Below are 18,476 nucleotides of genomic sequence, written 5' to 3'. Positions count from 1 at the left end.
CAATTGATGAGTTTAAAAAACGTTGATGATAGGCAAAAGTATTCAAATTACATCTTAGTAAACATCGTTGCATATTTTTATGTAAACCAACTGGATATTCAGACTCAAACCCGACCATTCATTCTGGTTCATAGTAAAATTCTTATTTTCTATTCCAAATATTTTAGAACAAAATATGTAAATTTGGATCTTAAAGTACTACCTTAATCTGCTATAATTTGTACATCATTATGATGTACAAATTGGTGGAAAATATGGCTAACTTAGCAACAGAACGAATCAATGTTCGTTCAACCGTAGATGCAAAGAATGTAATTGAGCAAGCTGCGAATTTATTGGGTCTTAGTGTGAGTTCCTTTATGATCCAATCCTCATTTGAACGAGCAAAAGAATTACTTAAATCTAATCACGAGTTAAAAGTAAATAATGCTGATCGTGATATGTTAATGAATTTACTTGAAAATCCGCGCCCTGCAAATGATGAGATGAAAAATTTAATGAGTTTATTGGATGAAAATTGAGGTTTTACAAGCTCATCATCAGAAAAAATCATTTAATTGTGGGCAAGATGATTTAAATAAGTTCATAAAACAATATGCATCCCAACATCAGAAATCAGGAACAAGTAAAACCTATGTTGCTATTGATGATGATGCACAGGTGAGGGGGTTTTATTGTCTATCAAGTACCTCTATAGGATTTGATGGGGTTGATGCTGTTCTCACTAAACGATTACCTCGTTATCCCTTACCTTGTGTGGTTGTGGGGCGCTTTGCCGTTGATCAAGCAGTACAGGGGCAAGGAGTTGGAAAAGTACTTTTAGCACATGCTCTTAAACAAGTTTCAAAAGTTGCTCAAATTATTGGTGTTAATTTTGTTGTAATACATGCTAAGGATCAAAAAGCTATGGAGTTTTATCAGCGGTTTGGCTTTATCTCATTAACATCAAATCCATTAACATTAATATATCCAGTGAATGAAATACCTCATTTTAAATAAGGTAGGCTGCTAGGGCGTGTCCTCATTTGAAGAATTGGTTTTAAATACTTAAAATCCCCCTTTAAGCTCTTTTCATTTCTACATTTTTTCAATGGCACGTACTCTTCTCACTGATGATATTTGGCAGCAAATTCAAGATACTATGCGATTACATGGTTGTTACTGTTCAAAAAAACAGTAGAAATATCATGGAAGCCATCTTATGGAAACTGCGCACAGGCGCCACATGGCGCGATATTCCTCAAGAATTTTGCCCTTGGCAAACTGCTTACAATCGCTTTAATCGCTGGGCAAGTAAGGGATTATGGGATAAATTTTTTTTAGATTACGAGGCGTCTTGGATCAAGAATGGGTATTCATTGACGGAAGCTACATACGCGTGCATCAACATGCAAGTGGAGCTCGGTATGATTTCGAAAGAGCAATTGGACAATCACGCGGTGGACAAACAACAAAAATACATCTTGCAACCGACGCGAATGGATTACCGATTGATTTTAAAACCACTGGGGGTGACGTCCACGACAGTCAAGTTGCAAAACAACTGATTGATATTGTAGGCGAGGCAACATATCTCATTGCTGGCAAGGGATATGATGCTGAGCACATTCGAATATGTGCTAAGAACAAGAATATGATTCCTATTATTCCATTGAGATCAAACAGTAAGAGATCGAATAAAGAATTTAATAGACCTCTTGCGAAAGTATTATTTTTGACTATTTTAGACTTTGATATTTATTTAAAAATCAACGTTTATCACTGATTAAATTTTGACTAACGCAAGAGGTCTAATAAATATCTATATAAATTAAGATATTTAGTTGAAAACGCTTTTGCGAGATCAAAACATTTCCGTGCTATTGCAAACTCGATTTGATAAACTAGCACGCAATTATAAATCTATGATTCGTATAGCCTGTATATTTATTTGGTGCAAAGCCAAATGAGGACACACCCTAGTAACAGGAATAGCTAATAGACTTATTCAGAGTTTGCACATAGTTCCTTATCCCTTATTTTGCTTTATGACCAAATACTGCGTCTAATTATGGTAATTTAATTAAGTTTGTTTTATTTTTTATCATAAGTTTTTGATATATATTATTCATTGTTTTTTCAATTTTAAAATTAAGTTTGTATTAAGATTTGGTATCCTGAATTTTAGGTGAAATTAAGTTTGTATTAAGTATTGGGTTCTTCCACTTTTAAAATACGAATTCTTGCTCAGAAAGGTGAAGCATACTTTAAATAAAAATGAAATGTTTTCAAGATGAGGTCAAAAAGGGATGCTTTTTGAATCTAGGGTGAGATTTTTATATATCTATATCGTTGAATATATTAGTAATAATTTTATATTTCTGGTGTGATTCTAATTTGAATTTAATTATATTAAAAACCCTGTAGACTTGGTGAAGAATCACTGGGTCTACAGGGTAGAGTTTTGTTCGTTTACTTCATTAATATCCAAACTTAAATAATTAAATCTAAACTTAATTATTTGATACAAACTTAATTATACGAACACATCTCCAGCCTTGATTCAATTCTAATTATTCTACAGTGACCGATTTTGCCAGGTTACGCGGCTGATCGACATCCGTACCACGAAGTACAGCCACATGATAGGACAATAACTGCACCGGAATGCTATACACAATCGGGGCCAGTACTGCATTGACTGCAGGAATATGGACTACATGTTGACGGTCTTTGGCTTTAATACCACTGTTTTCATCAGCAAAGACGAACAGCTCACCACCACGTGCCTGCACTTCTTCCATATTGGATTTGAGTTTATCCAGCATGTCATCCTGTGGCGCCAGAATCACCACGGGCATGTCGTTGTCGACCAAGGCCAATGGACCATGTTTAAGTTCGCCTGCGGCATAACCTTCAGCATGAATATAGGAAATTTCCTTCAGCTTCAAGGCGCCTTCTAGCGCAATCGGGAAATGTGTACCGCGACCCAGGAACAGACAGTGCTGCTTTTCTACAAACAGTTCAGAAAGGCGTAAAATTTCATCGTTATGATGCAAGGTATCCAGAATCACTTTTGGCATATGCCATAAGTCGGTGCTAATAGCTGTGACCTGTTCTGCTGAAATTGTATTTTTGACTGTACCCAGTTTCAGTACCAACAGCATCAGTGCAGCTAGCTGTGTGGTAAAGGCCTTAGTCGATGCAACACCAATCTCAGGGCCTGCCAAAGTCAGCAGGTTGTGATTGGTTTCACGTACCATCGAGGAGGTTGCCACGTTACAGATCGTCATGGTGGTGATGTCTAGTCCTTTGGTAGCCGCACGTTTCTGTGTATCACGTAATGCAGCCAAGGTATCGGCAGTTTCACCAGATTGGGAAATACAAATATACAGCGTGTGATTTACAATCACTGGCGTACGATAACGGAATTCGCTGGCAATCTCGATCTGGCAAGGCAGATCGATCAGCTGTTCAAACCAGTATTTGGCGATCATGCCAGCATGATAGCTGGTACCACAGGCAATAATCTGGATTTGCTGAATTTTGGTAAAATCCTCAACGGCATTCGCGAGGAAATCTTCGCGCAGATCATTACCATTCAAGGCTTGGGAAATCGTCTGTTTGATCGCTTCAGGCTGCTCATAAATTTCTTTGAGCATGTAATGCTTGTATTCACCTTTAGATGCATTGCTGACCGCAGCATCCAGTTCTTTGACTGGGCGATTCACCAGTTGACCGTCGACAAAGACTTCAATGGTGGTGCGGGTCAAACGGGCAATATCACCTTCTTCCAGGTAGATAAAACGGTTGGTAATCGGGAGCAGCGCCAGCTGGTCAGAACTGATAAAGTTTTCACCAATGCCGACACCAATCACCAGTGGAGAGCCTTCACGCACGGTAATCAGTTCATCTGGATGATCCGTATGTACGATACCCAGTGCATAAGCACCTTTTAGTTGCGGCACCACCTGACGTACAGCTTCTAACAGGCTTGGGGTAGATTTCAGCGCATCATTGATCAGATGGGCAACCACTTCAGTATCGGTCTGTGAAGTAAAGACATAGCCCAAAGCTTCAAGATCATCTTTAAGCTCTTGATAGTTCTCAATAATACCATTATGAACCACTGCCACATTTTCAGAAATATGCGGATGGGCATTTTCTTCAGTCGGTTTGCCATGGGTTGCCCAGCGTGTATGTGCAATACCGAGTGAACCACTAATCTGTGATTCATTCACCGCCTGTTCAAGGTTGGAAACCTTGCCGACACGGCGTTCACGCAGAACCTGATGATTGTTAATCAGGGCTAAACCTGCTGAATCATAGCCACGGTATTCCAGGCGTTTTAAGCCTTCAATTAAAATATTGGTAATGCTGCGTTCCGCAATGCCACCGACGATACCACACATATTTGTTCCCCTTATTTCTTGATTTTTTGCGGACGTGGATAGTTTTCTTTGGCAAATTGCTTAGAGCGCTCTACTGCCAAACTGTTGTCTTCCACATCACGGGTAATCGTCGAGCCTGCACCGACTGTAGCACCATTGCCAATTCTCACAGGTGCCACCAATGAACTGTTCGAGCCAATAAAGGCTTGATCACCAATAATCGTTTTAAATTTGTTGGCACCATCATAATTACAGGTAATGGTCCCTGCACCGATGTTTGAGCCTGCACCAACTTCAGCATCACCCAGGTAGGTAAAGTGGTTGGCTTTAGAGCCTAGACCAATCGTGGTATTTTTAACTTCAACAAAGTTACCAATGTGAACTTCATTGGCCAGTTGTGCACCCGGACGTAAACGTGCAAATGGGCCAATTTGGGTATCTTCACCCACGATAGCACTGTCGAAAATACTATATGGCTGAACCTTGGTACCCGCTGCGATTTTAGTGTTTTTAATCACACAGCCTGCGCCAATTTCAACATTGTTACCTAACTCGCAATCACCTTCGATAATCACATTGATATCAATACGAACGTCAGTACCTACAGTTAAATTGCCACGCAAGTCAAAACGGCTTGGATCAACCAGATGTACGCCTTGCTGCATGAGCTGTCTGGCCTGAAATGCCTGGAACTGACGCTCTAAAGCAGCCAGCTGCACCCGGTCATTTACCCCTTCAACTTCAAAAGCCTGCTCAGGTTCTACAGATGCAACTTGCATACCATCTGCCAAAGCCATCGCCACAATATCAGTCAGGTAATATTCACCTTGCGCATTGTCATTGCTTAAACGTGGTAGCCATTGATGCAACTTGGCATTGCTGACGGCATAAATACCGGTATTGATTTCCTTGATTTGACGTTGTTCTTCAGAAGCATCCTTGTGCTCAACAATGGCCTGGATCTGACCTTGTTCACGTACGATACGGCCATAACCATTGGCATCCGGCAGGGTAAGCGTCACCAGACCAATACCGGTTTCTGCAGTAGCATCGAGTAATTTTTGCAAGGTTACAGGATTAATGCACGGCACATCGCCGGAAAGAATCAGCGAAACGCCATCTTGTGGCAGGACAGGCAAGGTCATTTGCACTGCATGGCCGGTACCCAGCTGTTCAGCCTGTTCTACCCATTTAATCTCTTGCTCTGCAAAAGCAGCCTGAACCCGGTCACCACCGTGACCATAAATCGTAATAATATTATCTGCGTTTAATTTTTTTGCCGTTTCAATGACATGACCCAGTAAAGGACGTCCTGCAAGGGGTTGTAATACTTTCGGTAAGCTGGAACGCATACGGGTTCCTTTACCTGCAGCAAGAATAATCACAGTCGTTGACATGTTCTAATCCTAAATATGGCTTATGCCACAGTGAAGTAAAAATAAAGCAAAATACAAAGGGCCGCCCACAGGCCAGCAATAATGTCATCCAGCATGATGCCGAAACCGCCGTCGACTTGACGGTCAATGACACGAATCGGCCAGGGCTTCCAGACATCGAATAAACGGAACAGAGCAAAACCGACCAATGCCCACATCCAGCTCATTTCATTTAGATAGAGCAAAGGCAAAAAGGTAATGGATTGACCTGCAAATTCATCCCAGACAATGCGACCATCATCATGTACACCCATGACTTTAGCCGTATGCCCGCAAATATAGATGCCAATGAGCGACATTAGAATAATGGCTAATATGGTGCTCGATAGACCAATTGCAAGCCATAGCGGAATAAACAATAAGGCAAAAGCTGAACCAAACGTACCCGGCGCTTTCGGTAATAAGCCAGAACCAAAACCAACACCACAGAACACAATAAAACGGTCGGTCCATGACATGGCTTTAAAATTGATTGAAGGTTTATGCAAAATGTTGATACCCATTAAATTGAAGCAAATGATCTACGCCATCTTTTTCAAAAGTTAAGCCGCGCTGTTGCTGAATTGTGCCGATTATACTAATCGAATCATCAAGTTGTTTTTGCAATAATTTTTCATAATTTTGCGGGCTTATTGTAAAACATAATTCATAATCGTCGCCACCCGCCAATGCATACTGCCATTTTTGTTCATCATTTAAGGCGTGCAGGGCAGTACTTAGTGGTAAGTTTTCAAGTTGCAGCTTTGCGCCGACATTTGATGCTTTAAGGATGTGTCCCAAATCTTGTGCAAGACCATCTGAGACATCAATCATGCTATTGGCCAGGCCTTTAAGCGCAGCACCTAAAGCACAACGTGGCGTTGGATAATCCAGACGTTTTTGTAGATCATGACCTAAATGCTTTAAGCCAAATGCCGCATCGCCAACCGTACCTGAAACACAAATCAGATCACCGATTTGGGCACCTGAACGTGGTACAGCAAGGCCTGTATCGACCCAGCCCAGTGCTGTGACAGATAGAGTCAGATGTGGACTTTGCGTGGTATCACCACCAATTAAACGTACACCAAATTGATCGCAGCAGTCGTATAGCCCTTGGCTAAAGCCTTTGAGCCAAGCATGATCAATTTGGGGTAAGCTCAATGCCAATAAAATACTATGCGGTGTGGCGCCCATCGCGGCAATATCAGATAAATTGACTGCAACAGATTTCCAGCCAATGGCATGTGGGTTTGTATCTAAAGGAAAATGTCGACCCGCAACTAAGGTGTCGGCACAAATCACCAATTGCTGGTGAGGAGGGGGGGTGAGCAAGGCTGAGTCGTCACCGACCCCTAAATCGACAGAATCTTGATTCTTACGATTGAAATAGGTGTCGATAATCGAAAACTCAGCCATACAACAAATCTACTTAAAACTTAGTTTGCTTGTTGTTTTTCTGCTGCACGTAAAGTTGTCGCTAAACGATCTAATACACCATTGATGTATTTATGGCTGTCTGCACCGCCAAAATGTTTAGCTAACTCAATTGCTTCGTCTAAAACGACACGATATGGAATCTCAAGATGTTCTTTGAGCTCATACGCACCTAAACGAAGTGTTGCGAGTTCTACACCGTCAAGTGCAGAAAGTTCGCGATCCAGCACAGGGATAAGCAAAGCATCCAATGCTTCATGATTGGCAACCACTTGAGTCAACAATTCATGATAATAGCCAAGATCCACTTTGTGCATGGCATTGTCCACACGTGTACGTGCTTCAATCTCATGCACAGGGTTGTGGCTCATTTGCCATTCATAAATTCCTTGTACGGCAAAACGACGTGCTTTACGTTTTGCAGCATAAGTTGCTTGAAGTGTTTGCGACATAGCCTTAAATAGCCTTTAACAAGTTAACCATTTCAATCGCAGTCAAGGCAGCTTCACTACCTTTATTGCCTGCTTTTGTTCCAGAGCGTTCAATCGCTTGTTCAATACTATCCGTAGTGAGTACGCCATTAATGACAGGAAGACCAGCGTCCAGACCAACTACGCCTAAACCTTTGGCACATTCACCTGCCACGAAATCGAAGTGCGGTGTGCTACCACGAATCACAGCGCCCAAGGCAATGATGGCATCGAACTTGCCAGTCGCTGCTAATTTTTTTGCAACGATTGGAAGTTCCCAGGCACCAGGTGCATGAACGACCGTGATATTATCCTCTGATACACCATGGCGTTTCAATGTATCAACGGCACCTTCTAACAGATGTTCAACAACAAAGCTGTTAAAACGACCAACTAAAATCGCATAACGGTCTTCGTTCGCGAGATGTAACATACCTTCAATACGGCGAACAGCCATAATAACCTCGATTCTTATCTTAAGATGTGTGTTGTGCAGTGATGTATTCCACCACTTCTAAATTAAAACCTGACAATGCATTAAAGCGTAATGGTGAACTCAGCAGCTTCATTTTTTCTACGCCTAGATCACGCAAAATTTGTGCACCGACACCAATCGTTTGATACTGCTGCGACAGTGCAGCATTGGATTTCACATTTTTGGGTGCTTTTAAAGTATCAAGCGCAGGACCTAGATCTTGTAAATGACGTTGACCAATCCAGACCAAAACACCACGATCACTGCTTGCAATTTCTTTAAGTGCCTTGTCTAAATTCCAAGCCGGTTCGCCGTCCTGTTTATTCAGTTTTAAGAGGTCCCGTGTCGGGTTAAAGCCGTGGACACGTACAGTCGTTACGCCTTCTTTCGGCTCGCCTTTGACTAGTGCCACATGAATATCCGGGTTACCTAATTCACGGTAACGATACAGATCAAAGGTACCGTATTCGGTATCAATTGTTTGCTGATCTAAACGTTCAACCGTCTGCTCATTGGTCATGCGATAATGAATCAGGTCAGCAATCGTACCAATTTTCAAGCCATGCTTTTCGGCAAAGACTTCAAGGTCTGGACGACGTGCCATGGTGCCATCTTCATTGATGATTTCACAAATGACCGATGCTGGCTCTAAACCTGCAAGACGCGATAAGTCACAGCCTGCTTCGGTATGACCTGCACGGTGCAGGACACCACCTGGCTGTGCCATCAATGGGAAGATATGACCAGGCTGTACGATGTCCGTAGGTTTAGCATGAGCCGCCACAGCGGTTTGAATGGTATGCGCACGCTCTGCAGGTGAAATACCGGTAGAAATACCTTCAGCTGCTTCAATCGATAACGTGAAGTTGGTCCCGTGTTGAGCACCATTAGCATCTACCATCAATGGAAGATTCAACTGTTGGCAACGTTCTTTACTTAAAGTCAGACACACTAAACCACGAGCATGGGTGATCATAAAGTTGATGTCTTCAGGACGCACGTGCGTGGCAGCAATGACTAAATCGCCTTCATTTTCACGATCTTCATCATCCATCAGGATGACCATTTTTCCTGCACGGATATCTGCTACAAGCTCTTCAACTGTATTGAGCGGCATCAACCTTCACCTTCTTTTTTGATCTTGTTCAGACCGAATCATGACATTATTGGTTGCATAGTCTAACGCTTTTTGAGCAATTTTGCCTATGCTTATTGATTTCCCTAAACTGAACATTGTTATACACAGTCTTTTTCGGCAAAGAAAGCCGACTTTATATGGAAGTTTTTAATTTTTGTATTTTTTTTATCCAATTGAAAATATTAAAAAAATCAATACTTATCATAGAGGGATATATACTTGTTTTGGATAGCTTTATGATTTTATTGGGATAGAGGGACGGTTATTTTTTTGTTTAAGATAAAATTACCAAGCCAATAAAAAAGCGAACTGAAGTTCGCTTTTGCTTAGACAGGAATTAGAAGAAACCTGCGGGTTTGGTCGAGTAGCTGACAAGCAAGTTTTTGGTTTGTTGATAATGATCGAGCATCATTTTGTGGTTCTCGCGTCCAATCCCTGATTTTTTATAACCACCAAATGCCGCATGGGCAGGGTAAATGTGATAACAGTTGGTCCAGACGCGACCTGCCTGAATCGCACGGCCGGCACGATAAGAGGTATGGGCTGAACGCGACCAGACACCAGCACCTAAGCCATAAATGGTGTCATTGGCAATTTTAATGGCATCATCAAAGTCCTTAAAAGTGGTCACGGCAAGTACAGGTCCAAAAATTTCTTCCTGGAAGGTTTTCATGTCATTGGTGCCTTTAAAAATGGTCGGTTCAATATAGAAGCCTTGACCTACTTCATGGCGTGCTTCACCACCTGTTAAGACCTGAGCACCTTCTTCACGACCTGTGGCGATACAACCCAAGATCTTATCCTGCTGTTCTTGCGATGCCTGTGCGCCAATCATGGTGTCGGTATCCAGCGGATGACCGGTTTTAATGCGCTTGACACGCTCAACTGCACGTTCCAGGAATTTGTCGGCAATACTTTCCTGTACCAGTGCACGTGAAGGGCAGGTACAGATTTCTCCTTGGTTGAGGGCAAACATGGTAAAACCTTCCAGGGCTTTATCTAGGTATTCATCCTCTTGATCCATCACATCTGCAAAGAACAGGTTTGGTGATTTACCACCCAGCTCTAAGGTCACAGGAATAATATTTTCAGTCGCATATTGCATAATCAATTGGCCGACTGCGGTTGAACCGGTAAAAGCAATTTTTGCGATACGAGGGTTGGTCGCCAGTGGACGGCCGACTTCGACCCCATAGCCATTAACAATATTCAGTACACCAGGTGGTAAAAGATCCTGAATCAGTTCAACCAACACTAAAATACTGACAGGGGTTTGTTCTGCTGGTTTCAGCACAATACAGTTACCGGCAGCTAAAGCCGGAGCCAGTTTCCATGCGGCCATGAGAATTGGGAAATTCCACGGAATGATTTGACCGACAACGCCGAGGGGTTCATGGAAATGATAGGCGATGGTGTCTTCGTCAATTTCTGAAATGCCGCCTTCTTGCGCGCGAATACAACCAGCAAAATAACGGAAGTGGTCGATACATAATGGAATATCCGCATTTAGGGTTTCACGAATCGGTTTACCGTTGTCCCAGGTCTCTGCCACCGCGAGCAATTCCAGGTTTTCCTCTAGACGATCGGCAATCTTGAGCAGGATATTTGAACGTGTGGTCGGTGATGAGCTATTCCACTGGGCTTTGGCGGCATGGGCGGCATCGAGTGCGAGTTCAATATCTTCTACACTGGAGCGTGGTGCTCTGGTAAAAACTTTGCCATCGACTGGGGAAATATTATCAAAGTATTCACCTTTGACCGGCGGCACCCATTTACCGCCAATAAAGTTTTCGTATTGTGCTTTAAATTGAATTTTTGAACCGTCAGTATTTGGATCTGCATAGCGCATATTTTTGTCCTTTCATTGATTGTTATAGCTGTGAGAGAAATAAAGCTGAGAGACGAAGACTCATCTTGGAATGAATAGTTATAGCTAATATAAAGAGCAAATCTGACGCTATGTCGAGGGTTTACAAGCGTGCTACAAAAGGTAACAAAGCGGGGGTAAGGGGATTTTGTTATTTTTAATAAAAATCAATTTACTAGGTTGGATAGATTAAATTTTTAAGGCGTTAAAACATGATGTTTCGCACATATAGGCTTGCTAAAAAATAACAATTAATACCTGCTTGATGAAAAATCTTTGAGCAAATTTTGGGGAAGGTCATTTATCATTTTCCTTCCCGCTATCTTGCAAATAATGAGGGTTATGAACTGGTCAAAGTCCTTTGGTCTGTAACCATTCAAACAGCTGTTGATAGACCTGTTCCCGTACCGCTTTTTCTGACAGTACCAGGTCATGCAAGCCATTATGAATTTCGCACAAGGTGACATCGCCCGATATTTTGCTGGCATGCTGAATCATATCCTGCACTTCCAGGATCACATCGCTGCTTTGTGCATGACGATTAAATTTTCGTGGATAAGTCGTCTGATGCGAATGCATGATCAGGACAGGAATGCTTAACTGAAGACCTTGATGCAGTTCTTTTTGCGCCTCATGAATGGCATGTACAAAGCTCAAACGCACCATGGGATAACGGACTTTTTTCCATTCGAGGTTAAAGTTCCATTCACCATGATGGCTGGCGTGCAAACTCGGGACATACCACTTATTAAGACGACTTGGGAACAGCAAGTTTGGAAAACGTTTGCCCATTGCTGCCATTCGAGGAATGGCAAATTTCTTTTCCAGACGACTCATATTGAAATCATAAAAGGGACTGTTTGCCCAGAGCGCTTTAATCAGGGGATGATCAGGATGATGTGCTGCATACAAGGTTGTGGTTAAGCCCCCCGTTGAATGTCCGCAAAGCAGCACGGCGTCATGACTTTCCTGACCGATAATATCCAGTGCCTGAGTAATTTCTGCATCATATTCTGACAGGCTATGAACGTTATAGTACTTCTGATGCGGCAAATAGGAGCGGCCATATTTACGTAGGTCCAGCGCATAAAAGTCAAAACCCTGCTCATTGAAACGCTCTGCCATTTCAGTCTGGAAAAAATAGTCGATAAAACCGTGGATATATAGCACCGCCTTTTTAGTCGGTTTAGCGGCTTTCTTGCGAACGAGGGTCGCCACCACCTGACCTTCATAATCATTCGGAAGATCTAAGGTGGCCTGTTCATAGCCAGCCCCTAAAATATCGGGTTGATAATCTACCTCTATCTTTGTTGTCATTATTTTCTCTTAACTTCTTGTTCAGATTTTATATTTAGATATTTCTACACTAGCGTCAAATAAAAAAACAGTATTTTCTAATGAGGAACTGATCACCTGAAATTAAAGATAAACAGCTCATCGGGATGGAATAAATGCGAGACAAGGTTTCTCTATACTGAAAAAGATATCTATAAGTTCCTTGTTTGTTATTTTGCTGGTAAATATAAGGCTAGAAAAACAGAAAAAGAGTATGATCTAATCAGTAGAAATTAGTGCATTAGGGTGCTTTCGCAAGAAGTCAGTGGTAAATAACTTAGATGATTTTTTTTGATTGATACACGTCGTTTTAAGTTGAGAAGCCGTATCACGAATTTTTATTGCAACTTGCAGTGGAATGCTTTCTGGGAGTAATAGATGATCTTCATGGGGAGTTGAAAGTATATGATGTAATAACTTGAATGTAAGATCCGAATCATGGGCTCCAAGCACAAGTGTATTGGGTGCAGCTACGTGTAGCTCCTTATAATTATGATCATATTCCTTATATGGATGAAGCGTTAACTGCTTATAGAGAAAAGTGTGAATCGCTCTTTGCTGTACGGGGAATGAAGTATTATCTTTACAGTGGAGTATGTTGAAATAAGCTTCTTTTGTGAGTGGCGTATGCATTTGATTGAGTTGGTATGTAATGGCTAAATGTGCAAGATGCAGATAACTAGGACAGGTTGTCGATGGGGTTAAGTGCCCAGCTAAATGTGCTAATGCGTACCAAGTTTGTTGTGTATTGCCATGCCTTAATAAAGCATAACGGATTCTCATTTGTTCATTAGCGGAATAATCAGTAAAGTGATTTGCAAGAGGGGATTCGGCTAGTACGAGATAGAGATGGTTAATTGCTGAATGTCTAAGGCTGTGATAAGTGCAACGATGCTCAGGGTAAACAGAATCTAATATTGTTTTTAAGAGTTCATTGACTTCATTTTTATGGGTTTCTTTGAAATTTTGTTTAATAAATAACGGTTGTTTCAGGGAATATCTCTTTTCTAAAAGCTCACGCTTACGATTATTGATGTAAGTCATTAATGATTGTAGTTCATCGTGTTTGAGAAGATGGTGTAAGGCAATTTTTCGGTATGCGGAATAGCTTTTTTGATTTTTATTTCGATGATTTCGGATACATAGAGTCAATTGATCCGCATTTATTTGAAAATCATTAACGAAAATATTTAAGGTCTCATTGATCCGCAATCCAACTTTAAACCCAAGGGTAAAGATATGCTTAAACATCGACCTATCCAGACGATGGATTTCAGACATAGACTCGAGCGCTTGAAGGGCTTTGTGAAAAATATGGGGTGAAACGAGATCAGTTTTACAAATTTTAATCGTCAGCAAATTTTCTAAGTTCACGTTAGGTGCGTTAAAAAATAACACTTGTTTGTGATGAAACTCACTTAAGCGTTTCTGCGTGTTTGAGCGAGTTTGTTCTGCTTTTAACGCTAAAATTTCAGCATAAAGTTCTTCATAATCTATCGCTGTGAATGCATGAATGTTTTTACCTTGGGTTAAATAAAGCCAGTGGAAGACAAATTGCGAGAAAAAGGTATTCAGCGAGCTTCGTTTAAGAGGCTGAAAGTCTGCATGAATTAGTGTCCTTGAAAGTCTCTTTTTACTGCAAATAATTTCATTCAGTTTAGCTAGTTGATTGCTGTTAAGTCTTGAACGAATGATTGCCCAAAAGACAATACGTTCTATTGAAGGTGAAAGTTCACGTGCATACAGTTCAATGAGTTTTTCGACATAACCATCAGCACGAAGAATCACGCGAATGTCTTTCAAAAAGTTGGTTAGCCCACTTTCAATATTGCCTTTAATACTCCGTTCATTTTGTTCGAGGATTTTATATCGAGATCTTGTGGCAGATGTATCAAATTGATGAAAGTAGACGGCTAATTGTTTTTTGAGGGGGCTCGAACTTGGAATTTCATGTTTTAATAATCCTATAGACATTTGATCAAGCTGAGCATTTTTCAAAAATTGCGTGAAATAGAAAGCGTATTGAATCAGTTCTTTATATCGAGTTTTTACATCAGGCAAATATATACGAATACAGTCATTAATGACGTGTTCAGGGTCTAATGCTTGTGTAAACAAATCTTTTTCATATTGGTTAAGTCTGAATAACCAACATTTAACGATATCGTGTATGACGATGGTTTTTGTGTAAGTTGTACTGTGATGAGGATGATCAATTTTTTTATTGCCATACTGTGAATTGGGTATTTCAAGACTTATGAAATGATCTTTAGTATCTAAAAAAGAGTCAAAACTTTTTTTTGTTTCAATGATGTGTGAAAATGCTTTTAACTCTGCCTCATTCCAAACACCATTAAAGAGAATAGCGCTTATTAATGCAAATCCATGGCAATGTACGGGATGATCAATGGATGTTGTGTGCCAAAGATGAGTTAACCTTTGTACAAATAGGACGATATTTTTGCCGTGCTTGATGGTTTCAATGCTTTGCAGTGGCATAACAGATTCATAGATTACAGGGCTACTCGGAACCGGATAATCAGTACCTTTGGCAAGATTAAGACGTTTGATATATTTTGCTAATTGTAAACGTCCAAAACGATATGATTGTAAATTGGAACCCGCTTTTTCTAAGAGTTTTTTGTCGATTTCGTTGCATATGCTTTGAAAATTTTCATCTGTTGAGCATTCAAATTTTTCCGAGAATAATGTAATCAGTGATTTAATTTTCGCATTATTTTTTTGCTTGCGACGGAGGCTATGTGGATGATTACTCATATGAAAGTAACCTCATTCAAATTGGACATACCCTTTAAGTTTAATATTGCGACTAATTTATCCTGAGCATTTCTAATTTGACTCAAGTTAGTTGGCTTAAAGCTAGAATATTTATCAAAAAGACCCTGCATATTTTCATCATGTCCAAAAATGGATTTGATAATGTCTTCATCACAAAACTGTGCAAAGAAATAACGACAAAAATGTCTGGTCCAATTTTTTTGCAGATCTAAGTTTTCATAAATATGCTGCAGATCAGACAGGCCAAACGGTCTTAATTTATGTTTATCTTGGAAAAGGAGAATAGGAGCTTGCCCATTGAGAACATCTTGAATGGGTTGGATATATTCAGAAGGATAGAGTATTTGCATTAAGGTCTTAAATTTATTTAAGAATGCCAAATAATGCTGTATCTCTGCTTTAAGAAAATCATTAAAAGGAATACATCGTCCAATCGTGCTCGCGTAACGCTGCTCTTTATCTGCAACACCCATTATCTGCATTTCAAAATCAATATAGTCTAAATTAGGTGGAAAGGAGTGACTTGGTCGAGCTGAAGTAATGATCATGCAGATGTGCCATAACCAAATAGAATAATGATTCAGGCAAGAAAATGGGTCGGCAGCTTGTCGAACACAGCGGTCGAGTTCATTAAAGAAGGCTTGGGCCAATGCTACATCTGGAGATTGCTGACTTCCGAACGATATTGGACTACTCAAGTTATGAATGTACTGAGTATCAAACGTAGAGGTAACTAATTTTAAAGTTTGTTCATAGCTATCTAATAAATCAACCACTGTCGAAGAAAAATAATTGCAGGACACATAGTGTTTAATACTCATCCCAGCCAGCAATTTGCTTTCCAGTTCGTAACCGAGTTCATTTAAAGTAATATCACTGATCAAACGAGGCAGATTTTCTGCTGTAAGGTTAAATGTCAAATCTTGACCAATAGTTCTTAAGTATTCATTCACCTCGGATTCAATATCGCCCATATCCCATTTTTTAAGTTGAATTAGGGTCGAAAAATATGATTGAGGCAAGGGAATAGCATAGCTGTTTGTGGTGTTCAGCTTATGCTCTTTGAGTTTGATGTGATTACTTTTAAAAGTAGAAACGTCAAATGATTGCTTAAAGTAACATTCAAATTTATTCAAATACAATTTTTTTGTGCGATTGGATTCACATGGTTTGTTGCTAAAACTTACTATGTCCTTATAGTGCGTGAGGCTTAGTACTGAAAATAACAATAAACTATGAATAGGTGAGTCTGTGGCTTTTTCAAGTATGCGTTGCATAATGAGCTGAGCTGTCAATAGATCATAAACACGCGGATTTGATTTACTCATCAAATTGTTTTTTTGATGATGTTGTGCTTGTGCCATTAATTTAATTTTTTGGAAAGCTAAAGAATATTTTTCCTTTTCATCAAAATTAAAACCGTGATCTTGAAGCGTGGACTGTTCCTGATCCTCAATATCATAAGTATCCTCATTACTGCGAAAAGTTGTGAACAGTAAAACTTCATCATCAAGTGAAACTTTTTTATGTCTATATGTTGGTTGATCAATTGGCTTAGAAGACTTTCTGGTTTGACTAGAATGCGTACGTTGTCTTTTTTGCTGTGTAACGATGAAGTTATAAGCATTCTTAATAACACTTAAACGATTGATATCTTCTTCAGACAGACTTGGTAATGAGCGTTTTAGTCGCTCTTTATTTTTACCAATAATAGAATCTAGCTGATTGATGAGCTCTTGTAGATCTGAAGGAATCGAAGTTAAGGTCTTATATATTTTGTTTTTATCGTGATTCGCTAATCTAAAACATCTACATATATCGCAGATAGTAGTTTTATATTTTGAAGTAATCTCATTAAAATTGTTTTCAGTTATATTCTCTGTCTGAGCAATAGATTCAAAAGATTGAATGTTGAAAACTGCCCATTTCAAGGCAATCAATTTATTCTCTGTGGACACATTAAATAGCGAAAACAAATAATGAACTAGGGGTAACTCGGTTTTTGTTCTCTTAAGTTCATTTTTCTGCATTAAATCTATGAGAACGTTTCTTTCACTAGATTTTGTAAAATCTTCTAAGCGAATATTTTCTTCTATTCTTTGTTTATTTATTTTAGCTAAGCCTGTATAAAAAGCCTTGAAAGGTGCTAAATCAACTTTCTCGTAATTTAGATAGGCATGTCCAATCATGTTCATACTTATTGATCCTTTAACGCATTGAGTATGTTGTTTAATGAAAATTGAGCACTTGATTGGTTTTTTGGAAAGCTTGCTGGACTTTGTCTAATTGAAAGTTTTGTGATTTCTCTAAGGGTGTCTAAGGACAGTTGATTGTAGCCAAACACTTGATGTAATTGAGTAGAGGTATAATTTTGATTCAAACAATTTGCGAGAACATCAAGCTTAGAGATGACTTTAAACTGCTTTGATTCTAGTAAATTTAAAACATCCCGTAGAGCTGAAAGAATATTCTCATGATGATCAAGATTCTGATATCCCTTGAATTTAAATTTCAGCGATGGGTCATAGAAATATCCATGTATTCCTGCGAAATGGCTTGTAAATAAATATGTATCTTCCTTATCTGTAATGATGATAGGGATTTCACATTTTGCATCTGACAGAAGTTTAAAAGTGAACTCACGTTGTTGAATCTCAAGCTGAGAAAAAAGTGCATGCCAACACACAAAAGCATGGATGCTTTGTGGGTAGCAATATAAATTCAGGTTTTTGGATGACACCCGAAATGTTTTTAGTACTTTATTCGTTGAATTTGTCATGAGTAAAACCCAATTTTAAGACTGCTTTAGATGACTTTCTTCTTTGGTTGATCGTATTTTGTTTGTGTATTCTTAATATATGCAGGAATTTTTATAATGTAAATATTTTGATGGTTTTATTTAATTTTTATTGCATTTATTTTTTGAAAAATACGTTTATTGAGATTCTTTGGTAAAAGAATACTCATGCCTCATTGGTATTATAATACTCATGGATTTAAATATTTTTACTGCCCATAACTTTTTATTGTGTGTAGTATTTTTTTATATAAATAAATCAATTTATTGCTTTATTTGAATTGTTGTGAGAATTAAAAAATATGCACGTGATTGATTATATGAGTCAGAGATGGATCCGTAAATTTGAACAACTCCTATAAGTGATATTCTG

General features: G+C 39.5%; 14 protein-coding genes and 2 pseudogenes. 4 read left to right on the top strand and 12 right to left on the bottom strand.

The window, feature by feature from the left end; translation table 11 throughout:
- The first annotated feature begins 254 nt into the window (after positions 1–254).
- The 4 genes and pseudogenes from C8322_RS12115 to C8322_RS14605 form a co-directional block, all read left to right on the top strand.
- On the top strand, positions 255–521 hold the full coding sequence (locus C8322_RS12115) for a DUF1778 domain-containing protein (protein WP_039890759.1): 267 nt from the start codon (positions 255–257) through the stop codon (positions 519–521).
- Positions 511–999 (top strand): GNAT family N-acetyltransferase, encoded by a 489-nt coding sequence (locus tag C8322_RS12110; protein ID WP_111810665.1) that lies wholly within the window; start codon positions 511–513, stop codon positions 997–999. Before C8322_RS12115 ends, C8322_RS12110 begins: the two co-directional genes overlap by 11 nt.
- 91 nt (positions 1,000–1,090) lie before the next feature.
- Positions 1,091–1,717: pseudogene (locus tag C8322_RS14610) on the top strand (IS5 family transposase); the annotation flags it as partial.
- An 84-nt stretch (positions 1,718–1,801) separates the two neighbouring features.
- Positions 1,802–1,949, top strand: a pseudogene (locus tag C8322_RS14605) (IS5/IS1182 family transposase); the annotation flags it as partial.
- A 603-nt stretch (positions 1,950–2,552) separates the two neighbouring features.
- On the opposite strand, the gene glmS reads toward C8322_RS14605, so the two are convergent.
- From glmS to C8322_RS12035, 12 genes are all read right to left on the bottom strand, one after another.
- Positions 2,553–4,391 carry a glutamine--fructose-6-phosphate transaminase (isomerizing) gene (glmS, locus tag C8322_RS12090; RefSeq protein ID WP_108675653.1) on the bottom strand — a complete coding sequence of 613 codons (1,839 nt, stop codon included), beginning with the start codon at positions 4,389–4,391 and terminating at the stop codon, positions 2,553–2,555.
- 11 nt (positions 4,392–4,402) lie between these two features.
- Complete coding sequence (gene glmU / locus C8322_RS12085; RefSeq protein ID WP_111810662.1) at positions 4,403–5,767, bottom strand: bifunctional UDP-N-acetylglucosamine diphosphorylase/glucosamine-1-phosphate N-acetyltransferase GlmU; 1,365 nt, start codon at positions 5,765–5,767, stop codon at positions 4,403–4,405.
- A 20-nt stretch (positions 5,768–5,787) separates the two neighbouring features.
- Positions 5,788–6,309 carry a phosphatidylglycerophosphatase A gene (locus C8322_RS12080; protein ID WP_111810661.1) on the bottom strand — a complete coding sequence of 174 codons (522 nt, stop codon included), beginning with the start codon at positions 6,307–6,309 and terminating at the stop codon, positions 5,788–5,790.
- A complete protein-coding gene (thiL, locus tag C8322_RS12075; RefSeq protein ID WP_005220336.1) occupies positions 6,287–7,204 on the bottom strand; it encodes a thiamine-phosphate kinase in 918 nt (305 codons plus the stop codon). Before thiL ends, C8322_RS12080 begins: the two co-directional genes overlap by 23 nt.
- Positions 7,205–7,224: 20 nt before the next feature.
- A complete protein-coding gene (nusB, locus tag C8322_RS12070; RefSeq protein WP_004814175.1) occupies positions 7,225–7,674 on the bottom strand; it encodes a transcription antitermination factor NusB in 450 nt (149 codons plus the stop codon).
- Between the two features lie 4 nt (positions 7,675–7,678).
- Positions 7,679–8,149, bottom strand: a complete 471-nt coding sequence (ribE, locus tag C8322_RS12065; protein WP_004814177.1) for a 6,7-dimethyl-8-ribityllumazine synthase — start codon at positions 8,147–8,149, stop codon at positions 7,679–7,681.
- A 19-nt stretch (positions 8,150–8,168) separates the two neighbouring features.
- Complete coding sequence (gene ribBA, locus C8322_RS12060) at positions 8,169–9,284, bottom strand: bifunctional 3,4-dihydroxy-2-butanone-4-phosphate synthase/GTP cyclohydrolase II (protein ID WP_004895820.1); 1,116 nt, start codon at positions 9,282–9,284, stop codon at positions 8,169–8,171.
- 358 nt (positions 9,285–9,642) lie between these two features.
- On the bottom strand, positions 9,643–11,154 hold the full coding sequence (locus C8322_RS12055; RefSeq protein WP_004814181.1) for an aldehyde dehydrogenase family protein: 1,512 nt from the start codon (positions 11,152–11,154) through the stop codon (positions 9,643–9,645).
- A gap of 369 nt (positions 11,155–11,523) precedes the next feature.
- The gene (locus C8322_RS12050; RefSeq protein WP_004814183.1) at positions 11,524–12,489 is read right to left on the bottom strand and encodes an alpha/beta hydrolase; all 966 of its coding nucleotides are present in this window, start codon (positions 12,487–12,489) and stop codon (positions 11,524–11,526) included.
- A 237-nt stretch (positions 12,490–12,726) separates the two neighbouring features.
- Positions 12,727–15,285 carry a tyrosine-type recombinase/integrase gene (locus C8322_RS12045; RefSeq protein ID WP_228156506.1) on the bottom strand — a complete coding sequence of 853 codons (2,559 nt, stop codon included), beginning with the start codon at positions 15,283–15,285 and terminating at the stop codon, positions 12,727–12,729.
- Positions 15,282–17,501 carry a hypothetical protein gene (locus C8322_RS12040; RefSeq protein ID WP_111810660.1) on the bottom strand — a complete coding sequence of 740 codons (2,220 nt, stop codon included), beginning with the start codon at positions 17,499–17,501 and terminating at the stop codon, positions 15,282–15,284. The genes C8322_RS12045 and C8322_RS12040 overlap by 4 nt, the downstream gene beginning before the upstream one ends.
- A 2-nt stretch (positions 17,502–17,503) precedes the next feature.
- Positions 17,504–18,085, bottom strand: coding sequence for a hypothetical protein (locus C8322_RS12035; RefSeq protein ID WP_004895799.1), 582 nt, complete (start codon positions 18,083–18,085; stop codon positions 17,504–17,506).
- Positions 18,086–18,476 lie beyond the last annotated feature (391 nt).

Source organism: Acinetobacter sp. SM1B (assembly GCF_003289665.1).
Lineage (GTDB): Bacteria > Pseudomonadota > Gammaproteobacteria > Pseudomonadales > Moraxellaceae > Acinetobacter > Acinetobacter schindleri.
Note: the sequence above shows the minus strand (reverse complement) of the source record. Positions and strands in the feature narration are given on the sequence as shown.